Here is a 16,359-nt window from a genome sequence, read left to right on the forward strand (position 1 = left end):
GCTCGACGCGGCGGAGACGGCGTTCGCGGCCGGCAACCTCGACCTGGCCCGGCGTCTCGCCACGGCGGTGACGCGCGAGGCCGGAGCCGACCGGCCGGTGCGCGGGGCGGCCGAGTGCCTGCTGGGCACCATCGCGTACGGCCAGGGACGGATGGGGCGAGCCGCCGAACACTACGAGAGCGCGATCACCGTGTTCGGCGCGCTGGGCGACACCACCCACGTCGGCATGCTCTTGGCCGCGGTGGGCCGGTTGAAGATCGGCAGTGAGACGACGGAGGCCGTGAGCCGGCTGCGGGCCGCCCTCACCCAGTTGCCCGGTGACACGTTCGTCAAGACCGCGCTGGCCCACGCCCTGTGGCACGCCGGCCGCGCCCAGGCCGCGATCGCGATCCTGGACGACGCGCTCAGCCAGAACGGCGCGACCCCGGAGGCGATCCGCCTACGCGGCGAGATGCTGGCCGACCTCAACCGCGCCGAGCCCGCGCTGCGCGACCTGGACCGGGTCAACTACGGCGACCGTCCCTCCAGCCGCGCCGCCTGGTTCCTGGCCAAGAGGACCTGTGAGGGCGTCGGGGTCTCCGGGACGAAGGACCTCGAACTCGTCGACGGCGCCGATGACAGCGGCCCGGTGCTGCTCCGCGTCGCCCGGGTCCTCCGGCTGGAGGGTGACGCCGACACGGCGGCCGGGCTGGCCGAACGCGCGGTCAGGGCCCGGCGGCCTCCGCTCCCCGAGCACCTCCGCAAGGAGGCGGAGCGGCTCATGGCACGTTGAAACAATTTCGACGAGCGCCTTCCGGCCGCGCGGACGGCGCTCACGAAACACGTGCCAGACGTTCCATTTGTCTTTGGATGAATCCGGTTGGTCATCAGGTGAAGCGCTTCAGGCACTGGTACGGTGCGTAACCGGGTATCCAGGTGACGAGCGTGGCGCCTACCCTGAGCGCCATTCCTTGCGTGCATCAAAAATGTGCATATACAGCGGATGCCCGTTTTGTCCGGCAACACGCCGGGACAAGCGGTTACCGTCATTCGACGGTGCTCTCATCACCGGGATGAGCGGTCGATGAGAGCGGGTCGCTCCGGAGGAATCCAGCGCCGATGAGATGGCGTGACTTCACACTGCTGTGGAGCGCATCAGCGGCCTCGCAGTTCGGGGGGATGTGTGCCGCGACCGCCAACCCCCTGCTGGCGCTCGTGCTGACCGGCTCCCCGGTCTTCGCCGGGTACGTGGGCGCGGCGAGCACCGTTCCCGCCCTGTTGATGTACCTGCCCGCCGGCTGGTTCGTGGACCGTTTCAACCGGCGGCTGCTGATGTTCGTCGGCCAACTCGGACGGCTCGCGGCCTGTGCCCTGGTCGTCTACGCGCTCGGCTTCGGCGGCCACCCCACGCCGGTGCTCATCGTCGCCGCGCTCTGCGAGGGATCCTTCCTCGTGCTCTACAGCGCCGCCGAGGTCACCGCGGTACAGCGCGTCGTGAACCCCGCCGAGCTGCCCACGGCCCTCGCGATGAACGAGGCGCGCGGCCACCTGGCCCTCATGGCGGGCAAACCCCTGGGGGGTTTCCTCTTCGGCCAGCGGGTGTCCTACCCCTATTACGTGAACCTGCTGGCCTCCCTGTGGTCGCTCGTCGCCCTCCTCATGATGGACAAGACGAACTACCAGCCGCAGCAGGCCGCCCCGCCCGCGAACGCCCGACCCCGGATCTCGCTGTTCGACGGCCTGAGAATGGTGATCCTCAACTCCTTTCTGCGTACGGTCGTCGTCGTCTGCTCGGTGGGCAACTTCCTTTTCCAGACCGTCCTGCTGCTCCTCGTCGTCCTGGCCGAACAGCAGCACCTGTCCAGCGCGCGGATCGGGGTGCTACTCGCCACCTCCGGCGTCGGCGGGCTGATCGGATCGGTCGTCGCGCCCAGCGTCGGCAAGCACGTGCGCGACGAGCGGAACATCATCACGCTGTGCGTCGTGGCGTGGGCCGCGCTGACCTTCATCGTCGCCGTGTCCGCCCAGCCGGTCGTCGGGCTGGTCGCCTGGGGCGGCCTGAGCGTCACGGGCGGCTTCCTCAACGTCGCCATCGTCAACCACCAGACCAAGCACGTCCCCGAGCATCTGCTCGGGCGGGTGATCGGCATCAACCGGTTCCTCACCAGCGGCGCGGTGCCCCTGGGCGCGCTCAGCGCCGGCTACATCGTGGCCGAGCTCCAGCCCCGGGCGGCCGCGTGGTTCGTCTTCGGCGCGATCGCGTTGACGGCGCTCGCGGTGCCGTTGCTGATCCGGCCGGGACGGTGGCTGCCCGCCCGGACGGTGGCACGGATCAAGAAGCGCCTCGCCCTGGAGGAGGTCCGCGAACCCATCGCGGTTCCGTGACGTTCTGCGTCATCTGACCTTGACGGGCTCGCGACGGTTCGTGCTACATGGTCTCGGGGGATCGTGAGCGGACAGGGGACCGAGGCGACGGCATGCCCAGACGTTACGGCGAGTGGACACCCAACGGCCTGTGCTCGCTGTTCGTGTGCGACGTCGCCTCCTTCGGACACCGTTCGCGCACCGACCTCGATCGCTACAAGATCCGCACGGCGCTCTATGAGGGTCTGCGCACGAGCTTCGACGACACCGGCGTCCCGTACGACGGGTGCTACCGGGAGGACCGCGGCGACGGCGCGCTGGTCGTGGTCCCGCCGTCCGTCGACACGGCCCTGCTGCTGACCTCGGTGACCGCGCGGCTGCGTGCCGAGGTGCGCAAGCACAACGACGTCTCCGTCGAGCCGGCGCGGATGCGGCTCCGGCTGGCGGTGCACACCGGCATCGCCCGCTCGGACGCGGAAGGCCTGGTCGGCACCGCCGTCAACCACGCGTTCCGGATCCTGGAGGCGCCCCACCTCAAGGAGATCCTGCGGCGGACCGGCGCCGAGCTGGCGCTGATCGCCTCCGAGCGCGTCCACGACGACGTCATCCAGCATGGCCTGGGTCTGGTGAACCCGGCCGAATACCACCGGATCGAGCTGCGGGTGAAGGAGACCGTCACCTCCGCGTGGATCACGGTGCCGGGGCTGGCGGCCCCCGTCCGCCCGGTGCCGGCGTCGCCGCCCACGATCACCGATGCGAGTATCGTCGTGTCCACCGTGCCCACGGCGCCGGACCCGCCGCAACTGCCCCCGGCCCCCGCCGCGGTCACGATCACCGACGGGTCGCCCGCCCTCGACGATGTCATCGACCGCGCGCTGAGCGTGCGGCAGCTCCGCAGCCGGCATCTGCGGGACCAGATCGTCGCCGAGCTCCCGCTGGCCCTCGCGACGGTGATCAAACCGCGGCGGTCCGGCGACGACCGCACCGACATGACCGCGATCCTGCGCACCTGTGAGGAGCATCCGAACGGGCTGAACGACCTGCTCCGCGTCATCCGGCAGTTCGCGGGCGACTCCGTGCAGGTGGACGACCTCAGGAAGTCGATCGACGAACTGGGACGAACGTAGAGTGCCGGGCCCCTATCCCCGGCGCCCCGACGACCCGGACCGGATCGGGGACTACCAGGTGATCGCCCGGCTGGGCGAGGGCGGCCAGGGCGTCGTGTACCTCGCGACCACGCCGGACGCCCGCAAGGTCGCGATCAAACTGCTGCATCCGTGGTTCAGCGGCACCGTACGCGGCCGGCGGCTGTTCGCCCGGGAGATCGAGGCCGCCGGGCGGGTGAAGAACTACGCCGCACGCGTCCTCGACTCCGGCGAGCTTTTGGGCCGGCCGTACATCGTCAGCGAGTACATCGCGGGGGAATCCGTACTGGAGCGGGTGCACCGGGACGGGCCGTACGGCTCACCCGAACTGTCGGCGCTCGCCGCCGGCACCGCCTCCGCGCTCGCCGCCATCCACGCGGCGGGCCTGGTGCACTGCGACTTCAAACCGGCCAACATCCTGACCGGCCCCGACGGCGCGCGCGTCGTCGACTTCGGGATCGCCCGCGCGCTCGCCACGATCGCCCAGCCGGACCGCGACCGGCGGGGGACGCCTCCGTACATGGCGCCGGAGCAGGTCACCGGCGGGCCGCTGGGCCCGCACACCGACGTGTTCGCGTGGGCGTCGACGATGGTCTTCGCCGCGACGGGCAAGCCGCCGTTCGGGTTCAGCGACGACGACTACGGCCACGGCGTGATGTACCGCATCACGCACGACGAACCCGAGGTCGGCGGGGTGCCCGAGCCGCTGCGCGACGTCGTCTCGGTCTGTCTGCTGAAGAACCCGGCCAAGCGGCCCAGCGCCACCGACGTCGTGTCCATGCTGAACAACCGGACCACGTCGGGTTCGCTGCCGGCCGGCACGCCGATCGGCGATCCCCTGACCGGGCACACCCGCACCATCGCCTGCGTGGCGTACGGGCTGCTCGGCGACCGCCCGATCGCGGTGACCGGAGGGCACGACCGCACCGCGCGGGTGTGGGACCTGACCGCGCACCAGCAGTACGGACCGCCGCTGCGGCACGACACCGCCGTCCTGGCGGTGACCTGCGGGCGCCTGGGCGACCGCCCGATCGCGATCACCGGCTGCCAGGACCACGCGCTGTACCTGTGGGACCTGAAGTCCGGAAGGCCGGCCGGCGAGCCGCTGCGCGGCCACACCGGCGCCGTCGTCTCGATCGCGCTCGGCGTGCTCGACGACGCCCCGGTCGCGGTGAGCGTGAGCGACGACCGGTCGGTACGCCTGTGGGACCTCACCGAGCACCGCGAGGCCGGCCCTCCGCTGGTCCGCAACAACAGCGTCATGTCGGTGGCGTGCGGCCAGGTCGACGGGCGTACCGTCGCGGTCGTCGGCGGCGCGTGGGACCAGTCGGTACGCGTCCTCGACCTCGGCGACCGCCGTCCGACCGGGCTGCCGCTGACCGGGCACACGAACTCGGTCATGTCGGTGACGTGCGGACGGCTGGCCGGCCGGCCGGTCGCGATCACGGGCGGGTACGACCAGACCGTACGAGTGTGGGACCTGGCCACCCGGCACGAGACGGGCGCGCCGCTGGTGCACACCTGCGCGGTCATGTCCGTGGCGTTCGGCGTACGCGGCGGGCGGCCGACCGTGCTGACCAGCGGCGCCGACCGCGCCGTTCGCGTGTGGGACCTGACCACCCGCGAGCAGCTCGGCGACCCCCTTCCCGCCGAGCCGACCGTGCCGGTCGCCTTCGGCGAGCTCGCCGGTCACCCGATCGCCATCACCTGCGGGGAGAACCTCGCGATCACGTTGTGGAGCCTCGGCACCCGCTGAGACCCCCCGCCTGCCGGCCTGACGCCGTTCCTGTACGGGCCGCCCGTCTACGCTCGTGACGACGGGGCGAGAGAATCGGGGGACCACTCATGCTCACGGCCATTGCCACCGCGGTCGACGAGCCGCTCACGATCACCGAACGCGAGGTGCCCGAGCCCGGACAGGGCGAGGTCCTCGTCAAGGTCACCGCGTGCGGAATCTGCCACACCGACCTGGACCTGCTCCAGGGAGAGTGGCCCATCGCCCGCTTCCCGGTCGTCCCCGGTCACGAGATCACCGGCGTGGTGGCCGCCACGGGTCCCGGTGTGTCGTGGCCGGAGGTCGGCACCGCCGTGGGCGCCCAGTTCCTCGGCGACTCCTGCCGCCACTGCGACTACTGCGTGCGCGGCGAGCAGATCCTCTGCCCGCAGAAGCGCATCACGGGCATCGTCCTGGACGGCGGTTACACCGAGTACGCCGTCCTCAAGGCCGACTTCGTGACCCCGCTGCCGGCGGGGCTCGACCCGGTCGCCGCGGCCCCGCTGATGTGCGCGGGCCTGACCGCCTTCAACGGCCTGCGGCAGGCCGGGACCACCGCGACCTCGCGCGTCGCGGTCATCGGCGCCGGCGGTGTCGGCGCGCTGGCGGTCCGCTACGCCGTCGCCATGGGAGCCCGCGTGGCCGTCATCGGCCGGTCGGACCGGGGCGAGGCGGCGGCGCGGGAGATGGGCGCCGAGCGGTTCATCGCCGCCCAGGACACCGACCCGGCCGAGGCCCTCAAGGCCTGGGACGGCGGTGCGAACGTCATCCTCAACGCCTCCCCGTCCACCTCGGCCGCTGCGGCGACGCTCACCGGACTGGCGCCCGACGGCACGCTCGTGCTGTGCGGATACGACTCCGAGCCGCTGGTGCTGCCCACCCGGCCGATGGTCCTCAACCGGCTGCACGCCATGCTCAACCCGTCCGGCTCGCCGCGCGACGCGCGCGACACCCTCGCGTTCTCGGCGGCGCACGGCATCCTGCCGGAGTTCACCCCGGTCGGCCTGCGCGACGCCAACGCGGTGCTCGACGCCATGGCCAAGGGCGGATCCGGCAAGCGGTCGGTCATCACCTTCGCCTGACCGTGGGTGCTGGTAGGCGTTGGCGCCTGGGCGCCGCGTAGTAGGGCCTTAGGGGACGCGGGACTGTTCGCGGAGGACGCTCGCCACGTCCGGCGGCGTGTAGCGGTCGGACTTCATGACCTTGCCGTCCTCGCGCAGCAGCACCCGGCCGTCGGCGTCGAGCTTGGTCATGTTCGACCGGTGGACCTCGGCGAGCACCGCGTCCAGGTCGATGCCGTAGGTCACGGCCGCGCCGTAGGCGACGTAGACGATGTCGGCCAGCGCGTCGGCGATGCCCACGATGTCGCGCTCGTCGGTGGCGACCGCGAACTCCTCGACCTCCTCGGCGAGCAGGCGCACACGAAGGGCGGCGAGGTCGGCGGGCACGTCGGCCGTGGGAGTGTCGTTGCGCGGCAGACCGAACGCGGCGTGGAACGCGGCGACGTGGGAGGCGACGCCTTCGACGTCGCCTCCGGAGCGGGACGATGGCATGCGACCAGCCTGGCACAGCTCCGGACGGCCTGCTCCCTCGGCGATCACCATCACGGGAAGGTCACCACCGAAAGGCCGTCGTGATCGGATGTCATCGCTGGCCGGCGCGGTCGACGGTGGCGGTGGTGACGGTCACCAGGCCGTACGTGATGGTGCCCTTGGGCAGGTCGAGGTTGAGCTTCTTGGCCTTGGCCATGCGGACTTCGGTCGGGGTCGGGTGTCCGCTCCACACGTTCTGTATCCCGAGGATCCGATAGCTGCCGGGGTCGAGGAGCACGTAGCTGTAGGTGCTTCCCTGCGTTACGCCGATGACGTGCCGGCCGAGGCCGTCCGTCATGTTCTTCTCAACGCGCACGCCGTGGAGAGTCGCGATGGCCCGGTACAGAGCGGCCTGAGTCCTGGGCGGAGCGCCGATCCCCGTGTTTCGGATCAGCTGGACGATGTTGGCGAACAGCAGGCCGTCCCGGCCCGGGACGGCGTCTCCGCGCGGCTGGCCGCCGACCTTCGCCGACAGGGTGGCGAGCAGGGCCTGCGGATCGGTGGGCAGCGACCGCAGCAGGGCGGAGGCCCCTTCGGGCGTGCCGGTGTCGCCGCCTCCCGCCTTGTGGTCGACTGTGAGCCTGCCGCCGTCGATCACGGCTTCCCGCCTGCCGTCGAACCGCTCCCAGGTCTCGGTGAACGAAGGACGATCTCCGCCGGCGGTGTTGGCACCGTATTCAGCCGACTTCGTGTAGATCCACTGGTGTGGCCGGGGGGTCGCATAAGGCTGTCTCTCGATCGCCCGTGCCGCCTTGTCCAGCGTCAGGGACGCGCCGGTCAAACGGACCGCGGGCGGGGCGGGTTCCGGCCGGTCGGAACCCGTGCCGACCATGACGCCCACCACGGATGCCACGGCCACGGCGGCGACCCCGGCGGTCAGGACCGGCCGGAGGCGAGGAACCCTGAGGGCCGGGCGCCGCCGGCCACGGCCCGCCGTGATCAGTCGCCGCCGCTGCCGCGCAAGCGCGGCGGGGGCGTCGTGGTCCAGGTACTCGCCCAGCGCGGCAAGCATCTCCATGTCATTCATGAGACGGTCTCCTCCACGAGCAGGGGGTTGGTGTCGCCGAGAGCGGCGCGTACTCTGCGGCGGGCCCGGTTGAGCCGGGAGCGGACGGTTCCGACGGGGATGCCCAGCGCCGCGGCTGTCTCGTCATAGGACAGCTGCGCCCAGGCGATGAGGAGCAGGACGTCGCGGTCACGTGCCGGCAGGTCGGCGAGCGCTCTGGCGAGTGCCGGGCGGACCGCCACGACGGACATGGCCGCCGCCACCTGGTCCGCCGGTTCTTCGGTGGCCACCTCCCGGGGGCTGCGCTCCAACGCCCGGTAGCGGGCGCCTTCGGCGCGGCGGTGGCGGGAGATCAGCCTGGTGGCGATCCCGAACAGCCAGGGCCGTGCGTCGTCATAACGCGGGTCGAATCGGTGCCGCCGCTCGAACGCGGTCAGGAACGTGTCACCGACCAGATCCTCGGCGACGTCCGGACCGAGCCGGCGTACGACGTAGTGGTAGAGGACCGGCCAGTGACGATCGAACATCCCCGCGACTGAGTTCACGGGTCCCTCACGCCGTGCGGTGGACCTACGCCAGCTTTGCCACTTACCGACAAGACCGCGCAAATCGCGCATTCTCGTACAACACTTGACCTGACCGCATCGCCGACACGGCCGGGAGGTCAGGATGGAACACCCGACGAGGCGCCGTGCCTGAGGGGATCGACTACGCCTTCGGGCGTCCCTCCATGTCCGCGCTCAGGTCCGCCGGCGTCAGATTCGTCTGCCGGTACCTGTCTCACAGTCCCTCGAAGAACCTCACCGCGTCCGAGGCCCGCAAGCTGACCGACGCCGGGATCTGGATCGTCGTCGTCTGGGAGACCACCGCCAAGCGCGCACTGGCCGGTAAGGCGGCCGGCGCCGCGGACGCCGCAGACGCCCGCGCTCAGGCGCGGGACTGCGGGATGCCGGACGGCCGGCCCGTCTACTTCGCCGTCGACTGGGACGCCTCGTCCGGGCAGCAGAGCGCCATCAACGCCTACCTCGACGGCGCCGCCTCGGCCCTCGGCCGCGGCCAGGTCGGCATCTACGGCGGGTACGGCCCGGTGAAACGCGCCCTGGACGGCGGCCACGCCACCTGGGCGTGGCAGACCTACGCCTGGTCCGGCGGAAAGTGGGACAAGCGGGCCCACCTGCAGCAGTACAGCAACGGCCATACCATCGGCGGCGTCGACTGCGACTACGACCGGGCCGAGAAGAGCGACTACGGACAGTGGCGCGTCGGCGTCACACCGGGAGGAGACGACGACATGGCCCTGGTCTGCAGCCTCGGCGTCGACGGCACGCAGGTCATCGACGCCGGCACGAACGCCGACATCAAGTTCACCAAGGAGTACAGCGACAAGCACGGCCTCCACGGCGAGAACGGCGTGTCGGTGGCGATCGCGACCGCGGCGTACTGGGTCAACGCGGACGCGCTGTTCGAACTGCGCGGCCTCACTCCCGGCACGAAGATCGACGTGGCGTGGACCCGGGTCAAGGACGACGGCACCTTCATCGACGACCCGTGGCGGCTCACCTACACCGCGGACGAGAACGGCACGATCCGCGACCAGATCGGCGGCCAGTTCGGCGTCGACGCCTCGAACCGGCTGCGGATGTGCGTCTACAACACCTCCGACCTAGCCGTCACCGTGCACGGCTGCCTGGCCAAGGTCTCGCTGCTGAAGTATTAGTGCAGGTAGGAGGCGCCGTTGACGTCGATCACCGCACCGCTGGCCCACAGCGCGTCCGGCGAGGCGAGCCAGCCCACCGCCGCGGCGACCTCTTCCGGCTCGGCGACGCGTCCGAACGGGCTCTGCGCCCGGACGGCCTCGCCCTCCGGGCTCGACAGCAGCGCCTCGGCCATGTCCGTCCGTACGAACCCGGGCGCCACGGCCGCGACGCCGATGCCGTGCGGCGCCAGGGCGACCGCCAGCGACTGCGTCATCGCGTGCACGGCCGCCTTGCTCGCCCCGTACGCGACGGCGACCGGCTCACCGCGGTAGGCACCGCGCGAGCCGACGTTGATGATCCGCGCGCCCTCGGCGCCCTCCGGCCGGGTGCGCAGGTGGTCGGCGACGCACCAGGTCACGTTGGCGGTGCCGTGCACGTTGACGTCGATGACACGCCGCCAGCCCTCGTGCCACTCCTCGTACGACGTCGCGTCGATCGGCTGGTGGCCGTGGACCGCCGCATTGTTGACCAGCACGTCCACACCGCCGAGCCCGGCGATCGCCTCCGCGACGAACCGCTCGACCTGCGCCGGATCGGCGAGGTCGCCGGCGACGACGACGTGACCCTCGCCCGGAAGCCCGGCGGCGACGGACCGCGCGGCGGTGACGTCGGATCCGCAGTGGACGGCGACGGTGAAGCCATCGGCCGCCAGCCGCGCGGCCACGGCCGCGCCGATGCCCCGCGATCCACCGGTGACGAGCGCACGCTTTCCGGACACGCGATTCCTCCCTGGAAGACGTCCGATAAACGTAGCGTGCCGACATGTAAGAAACCGGTCCCACCCGTCACTGCACACATGAAAGGCACCAACCACTACGAAGGGGCCCGATGGTGACAGACCAAGACGCGGTCGGCCGATTCACCGCCCTATACGACGAGTTGTATCCGCGCGTGCACGCCTACGCGGTGAGCCGTACGGGACGCATGCTCGCCGAGGAGGTGACGAGCGAGACGTTCTGCGTCGTCTGGCGGCGTCTCCACGACCTGCCGGACCCGCCCTTGCCCTGGATCTTCGGGATCGCGCGCAACGTCCTGCGGGAGAACTACCGCGCCCAGGCCCGCGAGGAGTCGCTGGCCGCCGAGCTGCGGCACTGGACCTCCTCCGTGCCCGACATCGGGGAGGACGTGGAGGAGCGAACCTCGGTGCTGCGAGCGCTGGCGACGCTCTCGGACGCCGATCGAGAACTGCTGACGCTCGCGGCCTGGCACGGCCTGCCGACCGACGAGGCCGCGAAGGTCATCGGCTGCTCGCGTGCCACCTACTTCGTACGGCTGCACCGAGCACGCAAACGGCTCGACCGGGCGATGACCGACGAGACGCCCACGCCCGTACGCCGCCAGGCCACCGCCTACCGAATGGAGACGACACGATGAAGATCCTGGACGCGCTGGCCGCGGCGCGACCGGCGGACCTGGAGGCCGCTCCCGACGCGGACCGCCGCTACCGTGACCTGGACAAGGCCCTGTCTCAGCCCGTCGAGGACTCGCGGCGCCGGAGGTCGGCGCGGGTGCCGGTGAGGCGGCTGGCGATCGGCGTCGTGGCGGTCGGCGCGGCCGCGGCGGTGGCCGTCACGCTGACCGGACACCAGAGTGGATCCTCCGCGCCGGAGAAGACGCCCGGCGACGGCAAGGTGGGCGGTCAGCCGATCATGTTGGCCGCCGACAAGGCCGAGTCGCAGCCGCTGGGCCGGTACTGGACCTCCGACACCGTCTCGGGCCAGTCCTACATCGTCTCGGCGAAGACCGGGAACTACGCGATCACCGGCGCGGCGACGGAGACCTTCGAGTGGACCGCCGTCAAGGCCGGGGGCGGCAACCTGTTCTACGGCCGTGACCTGCCCGCGCGGCCGCAGACCCCCGAGGACAAGGCCGCCTGGCTCAAGGCCGGGTCGCCGACCAGCTTCCGCGTCTGGTCCAACGACCACTACCAGACCTATTCCCGGTCGGCCGGGCGCTGGGAGGCCGACCATCCGCAGGCCAGGCCCGGCGGTCAATTCTTCTTTTCCGGCATGGGCGGCAAGTCCAAAGCCAACGGCGTGACCTTCGAGCAGCTACGGCAATTGTCCACCGACCCCGATCAGCTGCGACAGAACTACCTCCAGCACGGCGAGAACCCGGCGCAGCGAATGCTCGACGTCTCCGAGGACCTGATGAGCGCGCCGGTGCCGCCCAAGCTCCGGGCCGGCATCATGCGGATGGTGCCGAAGCTCCCGGGGGTCTACTCGGTGGGCACCGTCACCGACCCGCTCGGGCGGAAGGGCATCGCGTTCGCCGCCGACTGGCCGACCGGCGGCTCGCTGTACCACGGGTACGGCAGCCGCACCGAGATCATCTTCAGTGAGGACGGGGAGTTCCTCGGCACGGAGGACGTGCTCACCAAGCCCGGCGGCGAGTACGCCAAGCAGCGTCCCGGCTTCGTGATCAACTATCACGTCGCGCGGGGATCGGCGTGGACGGACAAGAAGCCGTCCCCGCCCGGCAAGCTGCCCTTCTGACCGGCAGCCGACGTCGCCCGTTCTCTACAGAACGGGCGATGTCGACATTGGCGACAATTGTCCGCAACACAAAAAAGGATCACATTGCCATTTCTTGATCCGGGTATTACCGACGTCGCCACGGGGTAAGCCTTTTTCCATGCAGCCTTTCGTGATGCCTGACTTCTATATGCCATATCCCGCCCGAATCAACCCGAACCTGGAGCGTTCACGAGAGCACAGCACCACCTGGGCCCGAAAGATGGGAATGCTCGACTCCCCCAAGCCCGGAGGCGGGCTCATCTGGGATGAAACGGATCTGGCGCGCATGGATTACGGCTTGATGTGCGCCTATACCCATCCGGACTGCGACGGCCCGACCCTGGATCTGATCACCGACTGGTACGTCTGGGTGTTCTTCTTCGATGATCAGTTCCTCGAAGATTTCAAGTACTCCCGAGATCTCCCGGCCGCCAAGGCGTACGTCGACCGGCTCGAACTGTTCATGACCGCCGACGGCGAGACCTCACCGGAGCCGGAGAACGCCGCCGAGGCCGGGCTGAAGGACCTGTGGGAGCGCACCGTCCCGGCGATGTCGGACGGCTGGCGGCGCCGGTTCACGCTCAGCACCCACAACCTGATGGTCGAGTCGATGTGGGAGCTGGACAACATCGACCAGGGCCGGATCGCCAACCCGATCGAGTACGTCCAGATGCGGCGGCGCGTCGGCGGCGCCCCCTGGTCGGCCGATCTCGTGGAGTACGCCGCGGGCGCGGAACTGCCCGAGCCCTTCGCCCGCACCCGCCCGATGCAGGTGCTGTCGGACACTTTCGCCGACGCCGTCCACCTGCGCAACGACCTGTACTCCTACGAGCGCGAGGTCCGGCAGGAGGGGGAGAACTCCAACGCCGTGCTGGTCTTCGAGCGCTTCTTCGACTGCCCGACGCAGGACGCCGCCGAGTTGGTCAACGACCTGCTGACGTCACGGCTCCAGCAGTTCGAGACCACCGCGCTGACCGAGGTGCCGAGCCTGCTGGCCGACCACGGCGCGTCCCCGGCCGACCAGGCCGCGGTCGCCGCGTACGTCAAGGGCCTGCAGGACTGGCAGTCCGGCGGGCAGGAGTGGCACGCCCGGTCCAGCCGGTACATGAACGACGCCTCCTCCCTGCCGTCCGGGCCGACCGGCCTGGGCACCTCGGCCGCCACCGTCGCGATGGGCCTGCGGCACCGCATCCGGCAACACTCCTTCCGCCCGTTCGAGCCGGTCGGCCACCTGCCGCTGCCGGAGCTGTCCATGCCGTTCACGTTCCGCATGAGCCCGCACATCGACGACGCGCGGCGCTACTCCGTGGGCTGGGCGCGGGCCATGGGCTTCTTCGACTCGGTACCGGGTGTGGAGGCCGGCGGCGTCTGGGACGAAAAGCGCTTCATCGGCATCGACCTGGCCCACTGCGCCTCGATGATCCATGCCGATGCCGATCCCGAGCAGTTGCACCTGTCCACCGACTGGCTGTCCTGGGGCACCTACGGCGACGACTACTTCCCCGCGGTCTTCGGACCGCGCCGCGACCTGCCGGGGGCCAAGGCCTGCAGCGACCGGCTGTCCCTGTTCATGCCGCTGGAGGACGACCCGCCGATCCCCGAGCCGGCGAACCCGCTCGAACGCGGCCTGGCCGACCTGTGGCGCCGTACGGCCGGCCCGATGACGGCCGACGCGCGGCGCCGGTTCCGTACGGTGGTGGAGGAGATGACGGCGAGCTGGCTGTGGGAGCTGGCGAACCAGGCGCACAACCGCGTGCCGGACCCGATCGACTACGTCGAGATGCGGCGCAGGACGTTCGGCTCGGACATGACGAGGAGCCTGGCCCGCCTCGCCCACTCCGAGACCGTCCCGGAGGAGATCTACCGGACCCGCGTCATGCACGAGCTGGAGACCGCGGCGCAGGACTACGGGTGCTTCACCAACGACCTGTTCTCCTACCAGAAGGAGATCGAGTTCGAGGGCGAGCCGCACAACATCGTCCTGGTCATCGAGAACTTCCTCGGCGTCGACCGCATGGCCGCCCGCGACATCACGGCCGAACTCATGGCCGCCCGGATGCGCCAGTTCGAGCACATCGCGACCGACGGCCTGCCGACGATGTTCGAGGAACACGGCCTGGACGAGGAGGCCCGCGCCGTCCTGACCCGCGACGTCCAGGACCTGAAGGACTGGATGTCCGGAATCCTGGAGTGGCACCGCCGATGCGCCCGCTACACCGAACCCGAACTCCTGCGCCTGCGAAGCGAGGCGATGTCCCCACCGGTCCGCGCTACTTCGAAAGCACCTGCCGTCGGCGCACCGGCGCCCCCCAGCCCTCCACCGGCGCCGGCCGCCCCCGGAGCACCCGCGCCTGCGGTTCCGGCGTCCCGGGCGGCGTCGTTGGGGCCGACCGGCCTGGGTACCTCGGCCGTACGGCTGCCCGCACGACCCACCCGCGAGTCTCATCCCTGATCGGGGGCCGTCGGCGTGCCCGCCCTTGTTCCTGGGCGGGCACGCCGGTCGATCACCAGGTGGGCTAGAGCGTGCGGATCGGTGCGCCGTTCAGGAAGGCGGCGATGTCCTCCACCGCATGCGAGTAGAAGATCTGGTAGCTCTCCTCTGTGACGTAACCCATGTGCGGCGACAGCAGCGTGCGCGGCGAGGAGCGCAGCCAGTGGTCCTCCGGCAGCGGCTCGACGTCGAAGACGTCGAGTCCGGCCCCGGCGATCCACCCCTCTTCCAGCGCTCGCCGGAGTGCGTCCTGGTCCACCAGACCGGCGCGTGAGGTGTTGACGAAGAACGCGCTGGGCTTCATCGCCCGCAGGTCGGCCTCGCCGACCAGGCCGCGGGTGCGGTCGCCCAGCGCCATGTGCAGGGACACGATGTCCGCCGAGCCGAACAGCTCGCGCCGGTCCGCCAGAGTCACCTCGTGCTCGGCAGCTCGGTCCGCGGTCAGGTTCGGGCTCCACGCGAGGACCTTCATGCCGAACGCCAGGCCGACCCGGGCCACCCGCGATCCCAGGCGGCCGAGCCCGACGACGCCGAGCGTACGACCGTCCAGGTCGAGGCCGACGGCCTCCTGCCAGCGGCCCGCCCGGATCCGGGCGTCGTCGGCCGCGACGGTCCGTACGAGGCCGAGGATCAGGGCCCAGGTGAGCTCGGCCGTACCCCCGGCGCTGCCGCGCGTGCCGGAGACGACGACACCGAACTCCCGCGCCGCGTCCAGGTCGATCGAGGCGTTGCGCATGCCGGTCGTGACCAGCAGCCGCAGCCGCGGCAGCCGCGCGAGCACGTCGCGTGGGAAGGGCGTGCGCTCCCGCATCGCCACGATCACCTCGAACGGCTCCAGCGCGGCCACCAGGGCGTCGGGATCGGCGATGTGTTCGGCGAAGAACCGCGTCGAGACGCCGGGCAGCCCCTCCCAGTCCGCCATGGAGGCGGCCACCCGCTGATAGTCGTCCAGGACGGCGACCCGGGTTTCACTCACGCGTGCTCCTTCGACGAGGCGACCAAGGGGACTCTGCGACCCCGAAGGACGAGCGTAGGAGCCGAGGCACCCGGGGGTCGACGGCCCGCGAAGCCTGATCGGCCGATCCCACCTCGGCGACGACGGTCGGCGTAGAGGGCCGGTCCGACGGGCGGCCTCGGAGTCGGCGACCCACCTCAGAGTCGGCGAACGGCCATCCGCCCGGAACTCAGCCACCCGCCTCAGCGGCAACGGGCCGCGCAGGAGCCAGGCCGACCGCCCGCCACGGAACCAGCCACCCGCCTCAGAACCGACGGCCCACGACAACCCGCCTCCAGACCACGACCACCTCAGAGTCACCGAACCGCCGTCAGCCCCGGGACCAGCCACCCGCCGTCGGCTACGACGGGCGTGCAGGGGTGGCGGTTCGGTCGGTATGTGGGGTCCGGTGAGGGGCTACGCTGCCGGGCATGCCTCCCGCCGGTCTGGACGCGATCGACCTTCCGGCGGCGGGGCGTCCGATGCCCGGGCGCGGGCGGTGGCTCGCCTGGTGTTGGGGGTCATTCGCCGTGTCGGTCGCGGTGACGGCGGTCGTCGTGGCGGCCGGGCTCTCGACGGCGGCGCTGTTCATCGAACCGCTGGCCCAGCTCGCCGTCTTCGCCGCGCTCCCCGCCGTCCGCCGGCTGCGGCTCGCCGGACTGCTGGGCGACGACCGCTACCGCACGGTCCCGGCGCCCGCGCCGGCCGCCGCGACGCTGGCCGTCGCCGGGCCGAGCGGAG

The 16,359-nt window shown here is 71.0% G+C and carries 15 protein-coding genes; 10 read left to right on the forward strand and 5 right to left on the reverse strand.

Annotated features, from left to right (window positions below; genetic code table 11):
• The 5 genes from ACFFNX_RS21120 to ACFFNX_RS21140 form a co-directional block, all read left to right on the forward strand.
• On the forward strand, positions 1 to 772 hold a 772-nt coding region (locus ACFFNX_RS21120), incomplete at its 5' end, for a tetratricopeptide repeat protein (protein ID WP_378204770.1).
• A gap of 326 nt (positions 773 to 1,098) precedes the next feature.
• Positions 1,099 to 2,364: an MFS transporter gene (locus tag ACFFNX_RS21125; RefSeq protein WP_378204773.1), complete on the forward strand. Its 1,266-nt coding sequence runs from the start codon at positions 1,099 to 1,101 to the stop codon at positions 2,362 to 2,364.
• Positions 2,365 to 2,456: 92 nt separating this feature from the next.
• Positions 2,457 to 3,470 (forward strand): effector-associated domain 2-containing protein, encoded by a 1,014-nt coding sequence (locus ACFFNX_RS21130; protein ID WP_378204776.1) that lies wholly within the window; start codon positions 2,457 to 2,459, stop codon positions 3,468 to 3,470.
• Between the two features lies 1 nt (position 3,471).
• Positions 3,472 to 5,244, forward strand: coding sequence for a protein kinase domain-containing protein (locus tag ACFFNX_RS21135; RefSeq protein ID WP_378204779.1), 1,773 nt, complete (start codon positions 3,472 to 3,474; stop codon positions 5,242 to 5,244).
• 89 nt (positions 5,245 to 5,333) lie between these two features.
• Positions 5,334 to 6,344, forward strand: a complete 1,011-nt coding sequence (locus tag ACFFNX_RS21140) for an alcohol dehydrogenase catalytic domain-containing protein (RefSeq protein WP_378204783.1) — start codon at positions 5,334 to 5,336, stop codon at positions 6,342 to 6,344.
• Between the two features lie 48 nt (positions 6,345 to 6,392).
• Here the strand turns inward: ACFFNX_RS21140 and ACFFNX_RS21145 are convergent, their stop codons facing one another.
• The 3 genes from ACFFNX_RS21145 to ACFFNX_RS21155 all read right to left on the reverse strand — a co-directional run bounded on the left by ACFFNX_RS21145 (position 6,393) and on the right by ACFFNX_RS21155 (position 8,405).
• On the reverse strand, positions 6,393 to 6,815 hold the full coding sequence (locus ACFFNX_RS21145; RefSeq protein ID WP_378204786.1) for a pyrophosphohydrolase domain-containing protein: 423 nt from the start codon (positions 6,813 to 6,815) through the stop codon (positions 6,393 to 6,395).
• A 91-nt stretch (positions 6,816 to 6,906) separates the two neighbouring features.
• The gene (locus tag ACFFNX_RS21150) at positions 6,907 to 7,881 is read right to left on the reverse strand and encodes a CU044_5270 family protein (RefSeq protein ID WP_378204789.1); all 975 of its coding nucleotides are present in this window, start codon (positions 7,879 to 7,881) and stop codon (positions 6,907 to 6,909) included.
• Complete coding sequence (locus ACFFNX_RS21155; RefSeq protein ID WP_378204792.1) at positions 7,878 to 8,405, reverse strand: RNA polymerase sigma factor; 528 nt, start codon at positions 8,403 to 8,405, stop codon at positions 7,878 to 7,880. Before ACFFNX_RS21155 ends, ACFFNX_RS21150 begins: the two co-directional genes overlap by 4 nt.
• Before the next feature lie 146 nt (positions 8,406 to 8,551).
• On the opposite strand from ACFFNX_RS21155, the gene ACFFNX_RS21160 reads away from it, so the two are divergent.
• Complete coding sequence (locus tag ACFFNX_RS21160) at positions 8,552 to 9,577, forward strand: glycoside hydrolase domain-containing protein (protein ID WP_378204794.1); 1,026 nt, start codon at positions 8,552 to 8,554, stop codon at positions 9,575 to 9,577.
• On the opposite strand, the gene ACFFNX_RS21165 is transcribed toward ACFFNX_RS21160, so the two are convergent.
• Positions 9,574 to 10,335 carry an SDR family NAD(P)-dependent oxidoreductase gene (locus tag ACFFNX_RS21165; protein WP_378204797.1) on the reverse strand — a complete coding sequence of 254 codons (762 nt, stop codon included), beginning with the start codon at positions 10,333 to 10,335 and terminating at the stop codon, positions 9,574 to 9,576. The genes ACFFNX_RS21160 and ACFFNX_RS21165 overlap by 4 nt on opposite strands.
• A 110-nt stretch (positions 10,336 to 10,445) precedes the next feature.
• Between ACFFNX_RS21165 and ACFFNX_RS21170 the strand changes: the two genes are divergently transcribed.
• The 3 genes from ACFFNX_RS21170 (at position 10,446) to ACFFNX_RS21180 (ending at position 14,585) form a co-directional block, all read left to right on the forward strand.
• Positions 10,446 to 10,991 (forward strand): RNA polymerase sigma factor, encoded by a 546-nt coding sequence (locus ACFFNX_RS21170; RefSeq protein ID WP_378204800.1) that lies wholly within the window; start codon positions 10,446 to 10,448, stop codon positions 10,989 to 10,991.
• Entirely contained in the window at positions 10,988 to 12,112 is a 1,125-nt protein-coding gene (locus ACFFNX_RS21175; protein WP_378204803.1) for a CU044_5270 family protein, read from the forward strand. Before ACFFNX_RS21170 ends, ACFFNX_RS21175 begins: the two co-directional genes overlap by 4 nt.
• Positions 12,113 to 12,251: 139 nt before the next feature.
• Positions 12,252 to 14,585 carry a terpene synthase family protein gene (locus ACFFNX_RS21180; RefSeq protein ID WP_378204806.1) on the forward strand — a complete coding sequence of 778 codons (2,334 nt, stop codon included), beginning with the start codon at positions 12,252 to 12,254 and terminating at the stop codon, positions 14,583 to 14,585.
• A 64-nt stretch (positions 14,586 to 14,649) separates the two neighbouring features.
• Here the strand turns inward: ACFFNX_RS21180 and ACFFNX_RS21185 are convergent, their stop codons facing one another.
• The gene (locus tag ACFFNX_RS21185) at positions 14,650 to 15,600 is read right to left on the reverse strand and encodes a D-2-hydroxyacid dehydrogenase family protein (protein WP_378204808.1); all 951 of its coding nucleotides are present in this window, start codon (positions 15,598 to 15,600) and stop codon (positions 14,650 to 14,652) included.
• Between the two features lie 449 nt (positions 15,601 to 16,049).
• Here ACFFNX_RS21185 and ACFFNX_RS21190 point away from each other — a divergent pair.
• A partial coding sequence (locus tag ACFFNX_RS21190) for a hypothetical protein (protein ID WP_378204811.1) occupies positions 16,050 to 16,359 on the forward strand: 310 nt, incomplete at its 3' end.

The sequence above is a fragment of the Actinoallomurus acaciae genome (genome assembly GCF_042429965.1).
GTDB lineage: Bacteria > Actinomycetota > Actinomycetes > Streptosporangiales > Streptosporangiaceae > Actinoallomurus > Actinoallomurus acaciae.